Below are 18,597 nucleotides of genomic sequence, written 5' to 3' on the forward strand. Positions count from 1 at the left end.
CGGTACCGTGGAAGGGTCTCCGGTCGAAACAGCACTGCAGTGCCTTGTCGCCATCGGGCGGCACTACGGCATCGATCTTTCCCCCGAGCGCATCAAGCACGACTTTGCGCTGAGGCCCGATGACGACATCACCCGGCTGCTGCCGAAGATCGCCCGCAGCAGCGGCATGCGCAGCCGCAAATTAAAGGTCGGCTGGAAGGACCTGCAACGCCTCGGCGACGCCTATCCGGTGATCGCCCGGCTGACAAATGGCAACAGCGTCATCCTGCTCGGATTCAACGAGAACAAGGTTGGAGTCCTCGACCCCCTCGCTGACTGCCTCGACGTATTACCCCTCGACCAGGCGACGTTCTGCAGGAAGTGGACCGGCGAGCTCCTGCTGCTGCGCCGCACATTCGCGCTGGCGGATGAGAGCCGGCCGTTCGGCTTTACCTGGTTCCTCCCGGAAGTCGTCCGCAACGGCGCGATGTTCCGCGACATCGCGGTGGCCGCGGTCGCGCTGCAGGTGCTGGCGCTTGCCCTGCCGATCTTCATCCAGATCACCGTCGACAAGGTGCTCGTGCACCAGGCCTATACGACGCTCGTTGTGCTCGCCATCGGGGTCAGCGCCGCAGTCCTGTTCGATGCGGTTTTCAACTATCTCAGGCGCATCCTGCTGGTCTACGCCTCGGCACGGATCGATGTGCGCACCTCGATCCGCACCTTCGCGCGTCTGCTGTCGTTGCCGATCGATTTCTTCGAGCGCGCCTCGGCCGGCGTCATCACCAAGCACATGCAGCAGGTCGAGAAGATCCGGGAGTTTCTGACCGGCCGCCTCTTTCTGACGTTGCTCGACGCCACCTCGCTGCTGGTCATCGTGCCGCTGCTGTTCCTCTACAGCGGTCGTCTCGCCACAATGGTGCTCGGCTTTTCCGCCGTCACCGCCTGTGTGATCGGCGGGCTGATCCCGCTCTACCGCCGCAAGTTGCGCGTCCTCTACGAGGCCGAAGGGCAGCGTCAGGCCTATCTCGTCGAGACCATCCACGGCATGGAAACGGTCAAAGGGTTGGCGACCGAGCCCTTGCGCCAGCGCGACTGGGACGCGCTCTGCGCCCAGGCCGCCGAGTCGCGGTTCGACGTCGGGCGGATTTCTACCTCGGCGCAGGCGGTGATCGGGCTTCTCGAAAAGCTGCTGACGGTTGCGGTCGTCGGCTTCGGCGCCCTGCTAGTCTTCGACAACCAGATGACGGTGGGCGCGCTGATCGCGTTCAACATGCTGTCGGGCCGGGTCACCACGCCGCTCTCACAGATCGTCGGTCTGGTGCAAGGCTACCAGGAGGCCGGGCTCTCGGTGCGAATGCTCGGCAACATCATGAACCGCAGTCCGGAGCGGCCACCGAATGTGCGCGGCCTGCGCCCGCCGATCGCGGGCACTGTCGAGTTCGAGCATGTGATCTTCCGCTACAGCGACAGCGCTCCGCCGGCCCTGAACGACGTGTCGCTGACCATCCCGGCCGGTTCGGTTTTCGGCATCGTCGGGCGCAGCGGCTCGGGCAAGTCGACATTGACGCGGCTGATGCGCGGCACGTACCCGATCCAGCACGGCTCGGTGCGGATCGACGGTCATGAAATTCGCGAGCTCGACCTCCCGCATCTGCGCAGCAATGTCGGCGTCGTGATGCAGCAGTGCTTTCTGTTTCGCGGCACCGTGCGCGAGAACATCGGCGCGACCAGGCCAGATGCAACCCTGGAGGAGATCGTCCACGCCGCGACGATGGCGGGTGCCGACGAGTTCATCAAACTACTGCCGCAGGGCTACGACACCTTGCTCGAGGAGGGCGGCACCAACCTGTCGGGCGGCCAGCAGCAGCGCCTGTCGATCGCCCGTGCCTTGCTGCGCCAACCGCGCATCCTCATCCTGGACGAGGCGACCTCCGCGCTTGATCCCGAGAGCGAGGCGATCGTCCAGGCAAACCTTGCCCGCATTGCCGAGGGGCGAACCGTGGTCATGGTTTCGCACCGTCTGTCCTCGCTCGTCGCAGCGGATGCCATTGTCGTGCTCGATCGCGGCCGGATCGTCGATCACGGGAAACATGGCGAACTTCTGTCCCGTTGCATGACTTACCGACAGCTTTGGAACCAGCAGAACAGGCACCTTGCCCGATGAGCACGCTCCTTCCAGCGGTGAGAGACTTTCAAAGCGATGCACGCAAGATTGACGAGCGGCGCCCGCCCTGGGTCGTGGGAGCCACGCTGTACGTACTTGTCGCGGTCATCATGGTCGCTGGCATTTGGGCGTCGGTAGCCAAGGTCGACCAGATCGTGGTCGCACCGGGCAAGCTGGTGACGACGGCCTCGACGATTGTGGTGCAGCCGCTCGAGATTTCGACCGTGCGCAGCATCGACGCCAAGGTGGGCGACATCGTGCGGAAAGGCGACGCATTGGCGACCCTCGACGCGACGTTCAGCGAAGCCGATGCCGATCAATTGCGGGGAAAGGTCGCGAGCCTCGCCGCGCAAATCGGGCGGCTCGAGTCCGAGCTCGACGACCGGCCATACAACCCCCAAAACCTGGATGACGAAGCGCGCCTGCAGTCGACGATATGGATCCGGAGGGTAGAGGAGAACAAGGCGAAGCTGGCTTCTTACGATCGGCAGATCCGCAATGTTCAAGCCCAGATGGCGACCAAGAGCGCCGATCGCGAGGCATTGGAGGTTCGCCTTGGCGTGGCGAAAGATCTTGAGACGATGCGGGACGTTCTGCTGAAGAGGGAGGTCGGCTCGAAGGTCGACTATCTGTCTGCCAAGGGTCAGCGGCTGCAGGTCGAGCAGGAAATGCTGCTCGCGGGCAACAACATGGCTGAGCTCGAGGAGAATGTGGAACGCTTGAAGGCCGAGGAAGCGGCTTACCTCGCAGAGTTCCGCCAGAAGACCGCCGAGGAACTAGTCCAAGCGCGCCGCGATCACGATGCCGCGGCCAGGGAACTCGACAAGGCGCTGCGGCGGAAGGCTGTCACGGTGCTAACCGCACCCGCCGACGCGATCGTGCTCGAAGTGGCGCAGCGCTCTGTTGGCTCGGTATTGAAAGAAGCAGAGCCGCTTTATACGCTCGTTCCTCTGGGTTCTCCATTGGAGGCAGAAGTCTCTGTCCAGGGGCTCGATGTCGGCCATGTCGAGGCCGGCAGTGAAGTTCGCCTGAAACTCGAGGCGTGGGCCTTCCAGAAGCACGGTACCCTGTCCGGTAAGGTTCGAACCGTCTCGGACGACACCTTCACACAGGATCCGAAGAATGGTGGGCAACAACGTCCTTATTACAAGGCACGGGTGGAATTGACCGCGACCGATCTGCGTGATGTGCCGAGCAGTTTCCGCTTGATTCCTGGCATGGCAGTGACCGCGGAGATCAAGGCCGGCGACCGCACGATCTTGTCATATTTCCTCTATCCGCTCCTGCGTGGTCTCGACGAAAGCATCCGCGAACCCTGAGTCGCGAAGCTAATGCGAACCGACGTCCGCCGGAGCGAGTGGTCACTTATGGGGCTTCATAGCACACGCATTTGACCCCTCGTTCTGACGCTGTTTACGTCGGACTGACAGGCCGAGCAGTTCTCCGGCCGATGCCCGCCAGAGGCCGCGGATTAAAGCGTCGTTCACCGCAGCCACACTATTCCCGCACACCGCCGCTCAATGAAAACCAAGCGGACGTTATTGACCTGTATACAGGAGTTCAGGTATGCCGATCGTTAACAGGAGGCGACCTGCAAATGACTTCATCCACCGAGACGGCGATGCGCCAGGAACTTGCGGCGGCTTACAGGCTAATTGCCCATTTCGGCATGGACGACCTGATCCACACTCATATTTCGGCGCGATTGCCCGAAGAGCCGAACCACCTGCTGATCAACCGTTATGGCGACCTGTTCGGGGAAGTCACCGCGGACTCGCTTGCGGTGATCGACCATCAAGGACGCCAGATGCGGGGCACGCAGGTTCCGATCAACACGGCAGGCATCGTCATCCACACGGCAGTCCATTCGGCACGGCCCGACGCTATCTGCGTCATGCACACGCACACCGCCGCGGGCGTCGCGGTCAGTTGCCTTGAAGAAGGCCTGCTGCCGCTTAACCAGACCGCCCTGCTCTTCTACGGCCGTGTCGGATATCACGCTTTCGAGGGGATCGCTCTCGACCGGGACGAGCAGCAGCGCCTCGTCGCCGATCTCGGCGACAATCGCGCCATGATCCTGCGCAACCATGGCCTGCTGACGGTTGGCCGTTCCGTCGGCGAGGCGTTTTCCCTGATGTACAACCTCGAGCAGGCGTGCCGCATCCAGCTTGCCGTGCTTGGCAGCGGCCGGCCCGTGCATCTTCCGTCCAGCGACGTGTGCGAACGCACCGCCGCGCAATATGAGGCCGATCCGGACGGCGCCGCCGAACTGGAGTGGCTGGCATTGCGTCGGCTCTCGGGCCTCGTCTTCGACGGCCGTTGACGCCGTGCGGGTCGTGCTTGCCGATCCTCTCGCTTATTCGGAGGCGTTCGATACCGCGTTGCGCTCGGCCTGTCCCGGCGTGGAATTCCGCCGCTGGACCGATTGCGCCCCGGACACCGACTACGACCTGCTGGTGACCTGGGCTTTTCCGCCGGACATGGCGAAGCTGCCTGCTTCGACGCGCGCTGTGCTCTGCCTGGGCGCCGGCACGGATCAATTGACCTCCGATCCGCGCCTGCCCGACGATATGCCTGTCGTGCGCCTGCGCGATCCCGCGCAAGCACAGCAAATTCTCGACTACGCCATGCACGCGGCATTCGCCCGCCAGCAGGACGATTTTTCCGTTCGCCGAAGCCAGGGCGCGCGCAAGTGGCAGCGGGCTGTTTCCGAGATCCGCGACCGCGGCGCCTTGTCGGTCGCGGTGCTTGGCCTGGGCATGATCGGCGGTCATGTCGCGTCGGGCCTCGCGGCAACGGGCTTCCGGGTCTCGGGCTGGTCGCGCACGCCCCGCGAACGTGTCGGCGTGACCGCCTTTCATGGCGAGGGCGGACTGGTTCCGGCCGTCACGGGGGCCGATCTCCTTGTCAACCTGCTGCCGTCCAACCAGCACACGCGCGGCATTCTCGACGGGCGGCTCTTCGCCCTGCTGGCGCCGGGTGCCTATGTGGTCAATCTGGGGCGTGGCGATCATCTCGACGAGACCGCGCTCAGGCAAGCGCTGGACAGCGGCCATGTCGCCGGCGCCTGGCTCGACGTTTTCCTCCAGGAGCCGCTGCCGGCCGATCATTGGGCCTGGGCGCATGAAAGCGTGCGCATCACACCCCATTGCGGCGGCCTGCCAACGCCCGAGGGGACCGCGGCCGCGATCGCGGAGGCGATCAAAGCGCTCGACGATCCACGAAATCCGCTGGTTTCCGGCAAACCGCTTCTTGACTCCCAAAAATCCTGAATGCCAGTATACAGATATGCTAAAGCTGAACGCGCCAATCCTGACCGAGCAGACCGAGCGACGGAACACGATTTCGGCCAAGGCCTATCAGGAACTGCGCGAGGCGATCATCACCGCGCGTGTCCTGCCGGGCGCGAGCCTTGCCGAGACTGACGTCGCGCAGGCGATGGGCATCAGCCGCACACCGGTGCGCGAGGCCTTCACCCGGCTCTTCGACGAGGGGTTGATCGAGATTTCGCCGCAAACCGGCACCCGCGTCTCGCTTATCGACATGACCCGGGTCCGCGAGGCCGTGTTCATCCGCTCGACCCTGGAAAGCGCGGTCATCGCCAACAGCGGCGTCCATCCGGATCCCGGCACGCTCGACGAAATCGAGCTGTCGTTGCGGGCACAGGAACGGCTGGTCGACAGCGACGACATGGGCGCCCTGCATCGCGCCGACATGGCCTTCCACTCGGGCCTGACGGCTGCCTTCGCGCATCCCCGCGCCTGGGCTGCCTGCCAGCATATATCGGCGGACATGATGCGCGTTCAGTTCCTGATCGGCATGAAGCCGGATCACATCCGCTCGATCATCGCGGAGCATCGCGCGATCCTCGATGAAGTCCGTGCCGGCAAGACTGGCGAGGCCGCGCGCCTCATGGCCGCGCACATTCGCAATGTAGACTGCGACCAGGCCACCCTCAAGCGCGAGCATCAGGAGTTCTTCCGTGCGGGAGACGTTCTGTGATCGCTCCCGTCCCTGCCCTCGCCTTGTCAGGTCCGGAGCCGGCGGCCTCTTTTTTTTGGGCGGTCTACGAAACCGGTTTACCAGCCAAGTTCAACATCATCCTGCCGGGAGCGTTGAAGCGTTTGTCGGATCGATTGAAGATCACCATCCGTGATGTCGCGCGGGCGGCGGGCGTCTCGGTAACCTCCGTGTCGCGCCATCTCAACGGCCGCATCAGCCTGCCCGACTCGACAGCGCTGAAGATCGAGCAGGCAGCTGCGCGCCTCGGTTATCGTCCCAACGCCATTGCCCGGCGGCTGACGCGCGGCAGCAGCGAGACGCTCGGCCTGATAACCTCGGACATCGCCTACCCGCTGTTTGCCGCCATCGCCTCCGCATCCGAAGCGGAGGCGGCGCGGCACGGCTACAACCTGCTGATGCTCAACAGCCGCAACCTGGTGGATCATGAGCTCGCCTTCCTGGCGCGTATCGAGGACCACCAGGTGGACGGCATCCTGCTTCTCACCAACCATTCGGACGACGGCCGGCTGGTCAAATGCATCAACCGGACCGGCGGCGTGGTCCTGCTCGACGAGGATGTGCCGGGCGCCCGGGCGCCGCGCCTGTTTGCCAGGAACGCCGACGGCGCCCGCATGGCAACCAGCCACCTGATCGAGAAGGGCCATCGCCGCATTGGCGCGATCGCCGGCCCGCATGGCCTGCTCAGCACGACCGAGCGGCTCTCCGGCTATGCCGAGGCGCTGGAAGCGGCGGGCATGGCGGTCGACAACCGGCTGGTGGTCCATTGCGACTATGATGAAAACCAGGCTGTCGGCGCTTTCAAGGAGCTGTTCGAGCAGCCGGATCCGCCGACCGCCGTCTTCACCTGCGGCGACATGCTGGCGCTTGGCGCCATGCGCGCGGCGCGCGGCATGGGCCTGCGCATTCCCGAGGATGTCTCGCTCATCGGCTTCGACGACATCAGCAATGCCGACCTTCTTTCGCCGGCGCTGACGACGGTGCGGCAGTCTCCGGCCGAATTCGGCCGGCGCGGCGTCGCCATGCTGCTGGACCTCATCACAGGCAGAAAAACAGAAGCGGTCACCGAACGCATCGGCGTCGAGCTCGTCGTCCGTGCATCGGTCGCGCCGCCATCAGGCCGCCGGCTACGGCGGTCTGCAAGCAATACCGGTTCCGAGCCGCCAACCGGCGGCTTGGCGCCGGCCCGGGAGGAAGTCACCGAAAACTAGGACTCCAGACGGACCTAAAAAGGGGAACAGCCATGTCCAGCAACCGCTTTGGTCAAGACGCAGCGTTAATAGCAATCGAGAAGTTCAAATCCGGTCGGATCGACCGTCGCTCCTTCCTTACCGCCATGGCCGGCCTCGGCCTCGCTGTCGCGATGCGGCCCGGCGCAGCATCGGCGGAAGCCAATGAGATCGTCGTCTGCAATTGGGGCGGCGCCGCGCTCGACGCCTTCCAGAAGGCCTATGGCGAGCCCTTCACCAAGAAGTCGAGCATACCGGTCGTGATCGACGGCGCCGGCCCGGAGACGGGAGCGATCCGCGCAATGGTCGATTCCATGAATGTGACCTGGGACGCCACCGACGGCGGCATGACCGACGCGCTCGTGCTCGGCAAGGGTGGCTATGTCGAACCGATCGACTACTCGATCGTCGACAAGAGCCTGGTCGGCGACGGCCTCGCCGCCGAATTCGGCATCTGCAACTACACCTATTCCAACGTGCTCGCCTACGATTCCAAGAAGCTCTCGACCGCGCCCGCCAGTTGGGCCGACTTCTTCGATCTCGAGAAATTCCCTGGCAAGCGCACGATGTGCAAATGGATCCAGGGCCAGCTCGAGGCGGTCCTGCTCGCCGACGGCGTCAAGCCCGAGGATATCTATCCGCTCGACGTAGACCGCGCCTTCAAGAAGCTGGAGCCGCTTCTGCCGAACCTGATCTTCTGGGAGTCGGGCGCGCAGAGCCAGCAGCTCTTCCGTGACGGCGAGGTGGTGATGGGCAACATCTGGCACACCCGCGCCAACCTGCTGCGCAAGGAGAACCCCCAGTTCACCTGGACCTGGAACAACAACCTGATGTTTGCCAGCGCATGGTCCGTGCCGAAGGGCAACCCCGCCGGCAAGAAGGTGTTCGACTTCATCAACTCGTCGATGGAGCCGGAAGGCCAGATCACCCTGCTGCGCATCATGGGGAACGGCCCGTCCAATCCCAAGGCGCTCGCTCTCATGACCGAGGAAGACAAGGCGGTCTATTCGCTGGCGCCGGAGAACGCCAAGACAGGCTTGAAGATCTCGGCCCAGTATTACGCCGACAACGAAGCCGCGCTGCAGAACAAGTTCCTCGATTTCATCTCTCGCTGACCAGGGACGGCCACCGGCTTCCAGCCGGTGGCCGGGTAGCCGCCATGTCGTCTTTCCAGCGTTGGGCCTTCGGCCTGACGGTACCGGCCGCGCTATTGACGATCTGTCTCTACGTGGTCCCCATCCTTCAGGTGCTGGCGCTCTCATTCACCGAGCCGACCTTCGGCTTCGGCAACTATGTCGAGATGTTCGGCAGCGCCGCGATCGGGCGGGTCGTGCGCACGACGATGATCGTCTCGGCGGTGACGACCGTACTGACGATCGTCATGAGCTATGCGGTCGCCTTCGCGCTGGTCCACATGCGGCCGGCCGCGCGCCGCGTCGCGCTGTTCATGGTCATGGTGCCGTTCTGGGTCTCGGTGCTGGTGCGCGCCTTTGCCTGGATCACCATCCTGCGCCGCAACGGCGTGCTCAATTCGGCGCTGGTCGGCAGCGGCGCGATCGCCGAGCCGCTGGAGCTCGTCTACAATCAGTTCGGCGTGATCGTCGGCATGGTCCACTACATGATGCCGTTCGCGATCCTGCTGCTCTACACCAACCTTTCCGAAATCGACCCGCGCATCATCCAGGCAGCGCGATCGCTTGGGGCGAGGCCCGTCACCATCTTCACCCGCGTCTGGCTGCCGCTCAGCCTGCCCGGCCTTGCGATCGCCAGCCTGTTCATCGTCATCTTCTCGCTCGGCTTCCTGGTGACACCGGCCATTCTGGGTGCCGGCCGCGTGCTCATGGTCGCCGAATATATCTCGGTGCAGATCTCCTCAACCTTGCGCTGGGGGGTGGCAACCGCCCTCTCCACGACGCTGTTGCTTGTCGTCGGGGTGCTGGTCGCGGTCGCCGCGCGCAGTCCCGCGCTTCGCGCCGCCTTCGAAGGCGGACGCCGATGAGCTTGCGTTTGCGTCGCATAGGCGAGCGCTGGCTGCCCTGGACCTTGGCATGGCTGCTGCTTGCCTTCCTCTTCGTGCCCGTGCTGGTGGTCGTGCCGGTGGCGCTGACGGCGAAGGACTATCTGTCGTTGCCGACCACTGGCATCTCATTCCAGCACTTTGCCTCGCTTGCGGACTGGCGCGCCGGCTGGCTGCCGAGCATCCTGACCAGCCTGGGCATAGCGCTCGCCTCCAGCATCGCCGCAACCGGCGTGTCGGCGGCCTTCGCCATCGGCGCCTGGGTCTATGCCGGGCGATGGCCCTCGACCCTGCGCATCATTCTGCTTTCGCCGCTTATCGTGCCGCCGATCATCTACGCCGTCGGCATGGTGCGGCTGTGGTCGAAGCTGTCGCTGCTCGACAGCTGGCTCGGCGTCACCATCGTCCATGTCATCCTGGCGATGCCGCTTGCCGTTCTGGCGATCGGCGCCTCGCTGTCGAACCTCGATCCACGCCTCGTCCAGGCCGCGCGCTCGCTGGGCGCCCGCCCGCCCACCGTCTTTGGCAGGGTGATCCTGCCCAATATCCTGCCGGGCACGATCGCCGGCGCCATCCTGGCCTTCATCGTCTCCTGGGACGAGATCACGGTGACGCTCTTCATCACCAGCCGTCGGCTGGTGACGCTGCCGCGCAAGATATGGACAAGCATCGCCGACGCCGTCGACCCGGCGCTGGCCGCCATCGCCACCGTCATGCTCGTCATCACCATCATCTGCCTGTTGCTGCGCATGACCGTATGGGAGCGTCTTGCGCAGCGCCGGTCGTGAACCCCTCATCCAGTCCACAAGTTAAGAAAGGAAACCAAGGACATGTCAGCACACACCGCCGCTATGAGCGAACACGAATATCGCGAGGCGAAGTTCTTCCAGACATTCGGATCGGTGCCGACGCCGGCTTTCCACGATCCCGAGGAACAGACGCGGGTCTGGGGGCGTCCATGGGGCTGCACCAACGATGTCGGCAAGCTGCGCGCGGTGCTGATGCATCGCCCGGGCGAGGAGATCAACATCGTCGACAAGAACAAGCCAATGCCCGAGATCGGCGGCTTCGGCGACCCGGAGAAGGGTTGGTACTTCATGGGTAAGACCCCGCCGGATCTCACCGCCATGCAGGCCGCCCATGACGCCTTCACCGCGCTGCTTCGCTCGGAAGGCGTCGATGTGATCCTCACCGAGAAGGCGGCGCCCGGCGCGCTCAAATCGACCTTCTGCCGTGACAGTGTCATCGGCGTCAAAGGCGGCGCCATCGTCACCCGCCTTGCCCGGCGCGCTCGCCGCGGCGAGGAACTGATGGTCACCCAGGCCCTGGCAAAGGCCGGCTGCCCGATTCTGGGAACGTTGCATGGCGAAGCGGTGTTCGAGGGTGGCGGCTTCGCGCTGATCGACGAAAAGACGGCGGTCTGCTCGCACTCCGTCGCCTGCAACGAGGAAGGTATCCGCCAGGTCGAGATGATCCTGAACAGCCTCGGCGTCGAGCTGATCAAGGTGCCGATGCCGGGCTATCGAATCCACATCGACGGCAGCTTCATGATGATCGATCACGAGACCGCCATCATCAACATCAACGAGCTCCCTTACTTCTTCATCGACCGCCTCAAAAAGCGCGGCATGAATCTGATCGAGCTGCCGCCCGAGGACAATGCCTTCTCGCTGAACTGCCTGGCCATCGCGCCTGGCAGGGTCGTCATGCATGCCACCCGTACTCCCCGGCTCGCCGAGCGGCTGGACAAGGCCGGCATCACCATCTTGACGCTCGACTATGAATGCATCGAACTGAACGGCGGCGGCATCCATTGCTCGACAGGGCCGCTCGCCCGGGACCCGAACTGAATGGCTTTCCTCGACATCCGCACGCTTCGCAAGGCCTACGGATCGGCAATCGCGCTCGACGGCGTCGACCTGTCGATCAACGAGGGCGAATTCGTGACCTTGCTCGGCCCATCCGGCTCGGGCAAGACAACCCTGCTGATGTCGATCGCCGGTTTTACCAGGCCGGACTCCGGAACGATCCTGCTCGACGGCGCCGACATCACCGGCGTCGATCCCGAGGACCGCAACTTCGGCCTGGTTTTCCAGGGTTATGCGCTGTTTCCCCATCTGTCGGTGGCGAACAACATCGCCTTCCCCTTGCGCGTGCGCAAATGGGACAACGCGCGCATCGCCGCGCGCGTTGATGAAGTCATGAAGCTGGTCGGCCTCGACCAGCTCGCCGCACGCAAGCCGCGCGAACTGTCCGGAGGCCAGCAGCAGCGCGTGGCCATCGGCCGCGCGCTTGCTTTCGGACCGAAGATCCTGCTCCTCGACGAGCCTCTCTCGGCGCTCGATCGCAAGCTGCGCGACGCCATGCAGCGTGAGCTGAAGCGTCTCCACCAGGAAACCGGCGTCACGTTCGTTTTCGTCACGCACGACCAGGAAGAGGCCTACGCCATGTCGGACCGTATTGCCGTCTTCCAGAACGGCAACATCGTTCAGATCGGCAGTCCGCGCGAAATCTACCGGGCGCCGGCCTCGCGCTTCGTCGCAGGCTTCCTCGGCGGCAACAACATCCTGTCGGCTCAAACGGACGGCGCGCAACTCGATCTTTTCGGCATCCGCGTGCCGATGCCCGCCGCCTATGACCGGACGCGTCACGGCGACGGCGCGATCACGGTCTGGGTCCGCCCGGAAGACATCACCCTCGGTGATGTGGCGCCTGGCTCGGTCTCCTTCTCCGTCACGGTCGCGGACGTGTCCTTCGTCGGCACGTCGGAACGCGTCACCGTCATCACGGCCGACGGCCAGGAACTGAGCGTGCTCACGCCCTCCGCGATCGCCCGCGAGTTGACCCCCGGCAGCACGGCAACCTGCGCCCTCCTGCCGTCGGCCATCGGATTTCTGGCGCGCGAATAGCACCCCTGCCACCCAAGCCGGTCGTCCATCGCGGCGCCATCGGCATAGCATCAACGAGGACAGAAATGACCGTCACCCTGCGCAACGTGGACATCCCGGATTTCGGCCTTCCGGTCGAGCGCCCCGCCATCCCGGCCGCGACATATGAAACGCGCTGCGCCCGCGCCATCAACAAGTCCGGCGCCGACTGGCTGGTCGTCTATGCCGACCGCGAGCACGCCGCCAACATCGCGTTCCTGACGGGCTTCGAGCCTCGCTTCGAGGAGGCCCTGCTGCTTCTGGGCAATGCAGGCCAGCGCATCATAGTCACCGGCAACGAGAACATCGGCTACACGCCGATCGCCGGCCTGCCCGGCATCGTCACGATGCTTGCCCAATCACTGAGCCTGATGGGCCAGGATCGCAGCCAGAAACCGGATCTTGTCGCAGTGCTGCGCGAAGCTGGGCTCGGGTCCGGCGACACGATCGGCCTTGTCGGCTGGAAATATCTCGAGAACGAGGAGTGGGATTTGGCGAAGCCGACCTTCTTCGCGCCGTCTTTCATCGTCGATGCCATTGCCGCGATCGTCGGGCCGTCCGACATCGTGGACGCCACCCGCGTGCTGATGCACCCGGTCGAGGGCCTGCGGGCCGTGGTCGACGCAGACCAGATCGCCGAGGCCGAATGGGGTGCGTCGAGGGCGTCGATGGCGGTCTGGCGGATCGTCACGGGCTTCAACCTTGGCGACAGCGAGCTCGCGGCCGCGTCCCGCATGGGCTATGCCGGCGAACCCATGAGCTGCCATCCGATGTTCGCCTCCAACGATGCGAGCGGCCCCGTCATCGGCCTGCGCAGCCCGACAGCCCGCGTGCCGCGGCGCGGCGAGGGCGCAACCACCGCGGTCGGGTACTGGGGTGGCCTGACGGCCCGCGGCGGCCTCATCGCCGAGGCCGACACCGCTTTCCTGGAGATGACCAAGGCCTATTTCGACGGACTGATCGCCTGGTATGAAACGGCCGGAATCGGTGTCGAAGGCGGCGCGATCCACGAAGCGGTGATCTCTACCCTGGCCCGTGGCAGGCTGCGGCCGGCCCTCAATCCCGGCCATCTGGTCGGCCTCGACGAATGGATGCATTCGCCTATACGTCCGGGCTCGAGCGAGCGCCTGGTCTCCGGCATGCCGTTCCAGGTCGACATCATTCCTGTCCCGATGCCCGATGGCGTGACGCTCAACTGCGAGGACGCCGTGACCTTTGCCGACGCGGGCCTGCGCGCGACAATCGCCGAGCGCTACCCGGCGCTCGCGGCGCGTTTCGCCGCGCGCCGGCGCTTCGTCGCCGACGAGTTCGGCGTCGCTATCAAGGACGAGATGCTTCTGCTGTCGGCCATCCCGCTTTGCCTGCCGCCATTCTGGCTGGCGTCCCAAAAACTGTTGGTACGGAACTGACTTAATGCATGTCGCCCAAAAGTGCGCAGCGGTTTTGGGAGAACGACATGCATCAAAACAAAGACTTAAAGCGCGTCGCGCGAATCCGTTTCGACGCGACGCGCTTTAGTCGGACCTTGTCGAAGAAGAGGCCTGCCGCGCCGACATCGGCGCGGGGCCCTCGACCAGCATCGTGGCTCAGCCTGGCGCGGCGCCTCAAGGCGTAGACATTGCCCATCGACGCGCCACGCGAGATGGGCCGGTGCGACCGGCCCATCCTCAATCATTCCTCCTCAACGGGTCCGGGACCGCACCCGGCAGGTTTTGTCGTCCAACCCGGTCTGCGACGAGCATCGAAAGCATCATCTCGACGAGGCCGTTGGCGGCACCCTTCTCGCCGCCATTGGCGCCGATCTGGATCTGCGGCACGAGCGGCAGCCTGCCATTCTCGATCGCCTCGGCGAAGCGCATGAGAACCTGCGAGTTGAGCTGATAGTCCGGACCGCCGAAGGCCGCGACCTTCTTCTCGGTGGCCTCGGCCTCCGCCAGGCCAAGCGCGCGCACCTTCTCGGCCTCCGCGAAACCGGTCGCCTTGATGCGCTCGGCATCGGCAAGCGCGACAGCCTTGATCATATCGGCCTCGCCCTGGCCGGCGAGGCGCACCTTCTCCGCCTCCGCCTTGGCGGTGACCTGGATGGTTTCCGCCTCCTGACGGGTGCGGGCGAGTTGCGCCTTGCCCTCGTTCTCGCTGATCTCGATGGTAAGTGCCGAGGTCGTGATCTTGGCTTGCTGTTCGGCCAGCGCTTCTTTCTCACGCAAGGTGCGTTCCTGAGTGGCCGCCCTCTCCTGCAATTTGTAGGTCTCGACCTTTTCGACCGCAATCTGGCGCTCGCGCAGCTGTATCAGGATCTGCTCTATGCTGTTCTGGCCATCGGCGGCACGCGGCGTGCCAATCAGCACTTCCTGCAGTTCGAGGCTGTAGGAATTGAATTTTTCGCGCATCTCCTCGCCTGACTTGCGCTGGATGTCGCTGCGCTCCTGCAAGAGCTGGATCAGCGTCTTTGTCTGGGCGATGTTCTTGAAATAGGCGGAAACCATCGGATCGAGCGTCTGTTCGACCAGCCGCTTGATGTCACCGAAACGCTGCACCACCAGCGGCGCCTTCATATAGTCGATATGCACGACGACGGAGAGCGGCAGCACAGGCTCGAACGCATCCTTCGTGATCAGCGACACTTCGGACAGGTTCTCGTCCAGCCTGTGTTCGCCGAACTGCTCCTTCGTCCATTTGAGCACGAAGTTCGTGGTCGGCACGGTGATGATATTGCCGGCATAGGTATTGAACGCATACTTGCCCGGCAGCAGCGGCGTCGACCAGACACCGCGCGCGCCGATTTCGACCAGCTCGCCGTGACGGTACGCCTGCCCGGATATGTCCGCGCCGTGGCGGCCGTTATAGGAGACGACGACACCCACCGTGCCGACGTCGATGATCGTCTTCTCGACCAGTTCGACGGTCGCAAAGATGCGATTGAGGAAGTAGCTGCCGTCGGCCAGCACCTGCAGCTGCCGGCCACGGTAGCCACCGGCATTGAGAAACTTCTCCGGGTCCTGGAAATTGTTGTGGAAGTTCGGGTCGTTCGGATCGTTGGCCACGGTCGGCGCGATGATCTCGCCGTCCGGCAGGGCCGGACCGTCATGGATGGTGACGATACCGATCATGTCCTCGGCATTGTGGATGACGACCGGCTCAAAGCCGCCCCGCTCCGAGATCATGCTGGACATGTTGGAAAAAAGGCTTTGTTCCGACGAGCTCAGATTGACGGCATAGATCGACTGGGCGGTGAGCACGATGAATTGCGCGAGATTGATGGCATAGGTGCCTTCACGCAAGATCTTGCGCTGCGGTCCTTTCTGTCCGCCTTTTTCGAGAAACCCGCGCACATCCTGGAAATCGTCGGCATCTGTGTTGGAAGCAAGTGTCTGCGTCGGCGGCAGCGGCTTGCCGTCACGCGCAAAGACATAGCCGATCTGGCCCTGCGGGATGGTGACGAGATTGGCGCGGTGCATCGAGTATTGGAACGGCATGAAGAAATGCAGGCCGCCGCGCACGACTTCCGGCTGGTAGCCAGCCTCACGGTTGAGCGCTATGAAGCCATCACTGACGGAGCCGCGAAAGCTCCATAGTTTTTCCAGGATGCCGAGCCTGTCGTTCGGGATGTAGCGGACCATGCCGCTCCGCCAGAACAGGATCGCCAGCACGATAACCGGCACGGCGATCTCGATCGCCGTCCATTTCATCGGGCCGAGATATTCTAGGGCTTCCATGTCTTGTCTCCTAAGGGCGCGCGGGTTCGTTCACCCGGCCGCCACCCGGCTGGTGTTGATTGACAAAGCGGGGAGATTGCGCGCCGAGACGCTCGACGCACCAAGAGCGTGTCGAGCGTTCGGGCTGCTCATTGTTTGGGAAAGTGACCGCGCCTCCCGAGTCCCCCGTGAGAAAGGCGTGGCGTAAGCGATGTTACATCGGTGTTGCCTTGATAGACATAACAACGATGACGTAGGGATAGCGCCAACAGGTTTAAAGATACTTCACGCCGAAATCGTACAAGTATTTTCAACGCTTTGTTGCTTCGAAGCGTCGACTTCTAGAAATTGGCGGAGAGCGAAACGGCGCTCTTGACGGGTCAAAACATCGGCTCCCAAGCCGTCCTGGTGCGGAACCTGGGAACCACAAAAACCCAACGTGCTGCGTCGTTGCCGACGCAGAACATTGATTTCAAAAGGATTTTTCGAGCCTAGCGCCGCAGCGCGTAGACATTGTCCATCGACGCGCCACCCAGTGGCAGCGCCATGTCGTCGTCCAGCAGTCGGGTGATGCGGGCGAAGCCGACAAAGGCTTTCCTCGCTTCCTCGGCCGACATCTTGCCCGACATAGCCGCCGTACAGCAATTCAGGGCGCATTGATAAACCGGGCCGCGTCTTCCCGTTGGCCATTTCCGCAGGAACACCATCGCCTCGGAGACGCTATCGACTTCCTCCACAGGGTATCCCTGCCCACGCGCAATTCGCACTGGGGTAAAGAAATGCAAGCGATCCATGATTATCCTCCCGGCCGACCGCAACGCAGTCGAACCCGCATAAACGCACGTCCGGCGGATTGGTTCCAAACAAATTTGGTTGCCGATGGAAAAACTTCGGAACCCGCCGGCCGACACCTGTGCGATCAAGAAAGCGCCCATGGCGACTCGACCGATGCAGGCTTCGAGGAGGCGGATAACGGCGATTCTCATTGAATGTCTTTAAGGTGAAAGCCGGCAAATGGATTGCTTGCCGGTTCCCCAGCGACAGGCTTAACCTCTGCGGTTAAACGCGTGAGGGCGCGTTTGCAAGAAGGGGAACAACGACAATGACAATTCAAGGCGCATCGCCTGACCTCTATAACGAGGATCTGGCTCCGGCAACGGTCAGGAACTGGGGACCGTTTTCGATCTTCAATGTCTGGACTTCGGACGTCCACAGCCTCTGGGGCTACTATCTGGCGGCCAGCTTGTTTCTGTTCTGCGGCGGCTTCGTCAATTTCATCATCGCCATCGGCATCGGCTCGCTGATCATCTACGCGCTGATGAACATGGTCGGCTATGCCGGCGTGAAAACCGGCGTGCCCTACCCCGTGCTTGCCCGCGCCTCCTTCGGCATCTGGGGCGCCAACATTCCGGCACTGGTGCGCGCCATCGTCGCCTGCTTCTGGTATGGCGCTCAGACGGCTGCGGCGTCGGGCGCCATCGTGGCGCTGCTGACGCGCCTACAATGGTTCGACGAGTTCAACAAGAGCTCGCATCTTCTGGGACATTCGACCCTGGAGGTGATCTGCTTCGTCATCATCTGGGCGCTGCAGCTGTTGATCATCCAGAAGGGCATGGAGACGGTGCGCCGCTTCCAGGACTGGGCCGGTCCCGCCGTGTGGGTGATGATGCTGCTTCTGGCCATTTATCTCTGCGTGAAATCGGGCAGCTTCGCCTTCACCAGCGACATCCCGATGGACGTGCTGCGCGAGAAGACCGCCGACGCCGGCATTCCAGGCGACCCGGGATCGTGGACCGCGCTCTTCGGTGCCGCGGCGATCTGGGTGACCTATTTCTCGGCGCTCTATCTCAACTTCTGCGATTTCGCCCGCTACGCGCCGGACAATGCCGCCCTTCGCAAGGGCAATATCTGGGGCCTGCCGGTCAATCTGATCCTGTTCTCGCTGGTCGCCGGCGTCACCACAATCGCCGCCTACGACGTCTATCACGAAATGCTGCTCCACCCCGACCAGATCTCGGCCAAGTTCGACAGCTGGTTCCTGGCGGCGCTTGCGGCGCTGACCTTCGCCGTTGCCACGCTTGGCATCAACGTGGTGGCGAATTTCGTCTCGCCGGCCTTCGACTTCTCCAACGTCTTCCCGCGTCAGATCGACTTCAAGAAAGGCGGCTACATCGCGGCATTGATCGCGCTGGTGCTCTATCCCTTCGCGCCGTGGGAGGGCAGCGCCGCGCATTTCGTCGGCATTATCGGCGCGACGATGGGGCCGATCTTCGGGGTGATGATGGTCGACTACTACCTGATCCGCAAAAGCGAGGTCGACGTGCCGGCGCTCTACCGAGAAGATGGCGAATTCCGCTTCCAGGGCGGCTGGCACGTCAACGCCTTCATCGCCGCCGGCATCGGCGCGATCTTCTCCTCGATCCTGCCCAATTTCACCAACCTGCTGCCGTCCTGGTGGGGCGTCTATGGCTGGTTCTTCGGTGTGGCCATCGCCGGCGCCGTCTACTACGTCCTGCGCACTATGGCGCTCGGCGCCGGCGCCAGAACAGCCAAGGCCTGAAAA

At 63.6% G+C, this 18,597-nt stretch carries 15 protein-coding genes; 13 read left to right on the plus strand and 2 right to left on the minus strand.

The annotated features are described in order from the left end of the window. Positions 1-7 precede the first annotated feature (7 nt). From EJ068_RS32085 to EJ068_RS32140, 12 genes are all read left to right on the plus strand, one after another. A complete protein-coding gene (locus tag EJ068_RS32085; RefSeq protein WP_245463300.1) occupies positions 8-2,146 on the plus strand; it encodes a peptidase domain-containing ABC transporter in 2,139 nt (712 codons plus the stop codon). Next, on the plus strand, positions 2,143-3,465 hold the full coding sequence (locus EJ068_RS32090; protein ID WP_126082683.1) for an HlyD family type I secretion periplasmic adaptor subunit: 1,323 nt from the start codon (positions 2,143-2,145) through the stop codon (positions 3,463-3,465). The genes EJ068_RS32085 and EJ068_RS32090 overlap by 4 nt, the downstream gene beginning before the upstream one ends. A 278-nt stretch (positions 3,466-3,743) precedes the next feature. Continuing rightward, complete coding sequence (locus EJ068_RS32095; protein ID WP_127253836.1) at positions 3,744-4,469, plus strand: class II aldolase/adducin family protein; 726 nt, start codon at positions 3,744-3,746, stop codon at positions 4,467-4,469. A gap of 79 nt (positions 4,470-4,548) precedes the next feature. Beyond that, the gene (locus EJ068_RS32100) at positions 4,549-5,418 is read left to right on the plus strand and encodes an NAD(P)-dependent oxidoreductase (RefSeq protein ID WP_189342646.1); all 870 of its coding nucleotides are present in this window, start codon (positions 4,549-4,551) and stop codon (positions 5,416-5,418) included. Positions 5,419-5,434: 16 nt separating this feature from the next. Beyond that, positions 5,435-6,148, plus strand: a complete 714-nt coding sequence (locus EJ068_RS32105) for a GntR family transcriptional regulator (RefSeq protein WP_189342006.1) — start codon at positions 5,435-5,437, stop codon at positions 6,146-6,148. Continuing rightward, positions 6,145-7,377, plus strand: a complete 1,233-nt coding sequence (locus EJ068_RS32110; RefSeq protein ID WP_128314887.1) for a LacI family DNA-binding transcriptional regulator — start codon at positions 6,145-6,147, stop codon at positions 7,375-7,377. The genes EJ068_RS32105 and EJ068_RS32110 overlap by 4 nt, the downstream gene beginning before the upstream one ends. A 32-nt stretch (positions 7,378-7,409) precedes the next feature. Then, positions 7,410-8,510: an ABC transporter substrate-binding protein gene (locus tag EJ068_RS32115; protein ID WP_127250247.1), complete on the plus strand. Its 1,101-nt coding sequence runs from the start codon at positions 7,410-7,412 to the stop codon at positions 8,508-8,510. A gap of 44 nt (positions 8,511-8,554) precedes the next feature. Beyond that, entirely contained in the window at positions 8,555-9,394 is an 840-nt protein-coding gene (locus tag EJ068_RS32120; protein WP_127250248.1) for an ABC transporter permease, read from the plus strand. After that, positions 9,391-10,200, plus strand: coding sequence for an ABC transporter permease (locus EJ068_RS32125; RefSeq protein WP_245463301.1), 810 nt, complete (start codon positions 9,391-9,393; stop codon positions 10,198-10,200). Before EJ068_RS32120 ends, EJ068_RS32125 begins: the two co-directional genes overlap by 4 nt. A gap of 42 nt (positions 10,201-10,242) precedes the next feature. Next, entirely contained in the window at positions 10,243-11,262 is a 1,020-nt protein-coding gene (locus tag EJ068_RS32130; protein ID WP_127250249.1) for an arginine deiminase family protein, read from the plus strand. Further along, positions 11,263-12,321 carry an ABC transporter ATP-binding protein gene (locus EJ068_RS32135; RefSeq protein WP_127250250.1) on the plus strand — a complete coding sequence of 353 codons (1,059 nt, stop codon included), beginning with the start codon at positions 11,263-11,265 and terminating at the stop codon, positions 12,319-12,321. A 65-nt stretch (positions 12,322-12,386) separates the two neighbouring features. Beyond that, positions 12,387-13,748 carry a M24 family metallopeptidase gene (locus EJ068_RS32140; protein ID WP_127250251.1) on the plus strand — a complete coding sequence of 454 codons (1,362 nt, stop codon included), beginning with the start codon at positions 12,387-12,389 and terminating at the stop codon, positions 13,746-13,748. Between the two features lie 258 nt (positions 13,749-14,006). Here the strand turns inward: EJ068_RS32140 and EJ068_RS32150 are convergent, their stop codons facing one another. After that, complete coding sequence (locus EJ068_RS32150; RefSeq protein WP_127250252.1) at positions 14,007-16,055, minus strand: flotillin family protein; 2,049 nt, start codon at positions 16,053-16,055, stop codon at positions 14,007-14,009. A gap of 470 nt (positions 16,056-16,525) precedes the next feature. Next, entirely contained in the window at positions 16,526-16,828 is a 303-nt protein-coding gene (locus EJ068_RS32155) for a DUF982 domain-containing protein (RefSeq protein WP_042642716.1), read from the minus strand. Between the two features lie 308 nt (positions 16,829-17,136). Here EJ068_RS32155 and EJ068_RS32160 point away from each other — a divergent pair, with 308 nt between their 5' ends. Further along, positions 17,137-18,594, plus strand: coding sequence for an NCS1 family nucleobase:cation symporter-1 (locus EJ068_RS32160; RefSeq protein WP_127250253.1), 1,458 nt, complete (start codon positions 17,137-17,139; stop codon positions 18,592-18,594). Positions 18,595-18,597 lie beyond the last annotated feature (3 nt).

The sequence above is a fragment of the Mesorhizobium sp. M2A.F.Ca.ET.043.02.1.1 genome (assembly GCF_003952405.1).
In the GTDB taxonomy this organism is placed as follows: Bacteria; Pseudomonadota; Alphaproteobacteria; order Rhizobiales; family Rhizobiaceae; genus Mesorhizobium.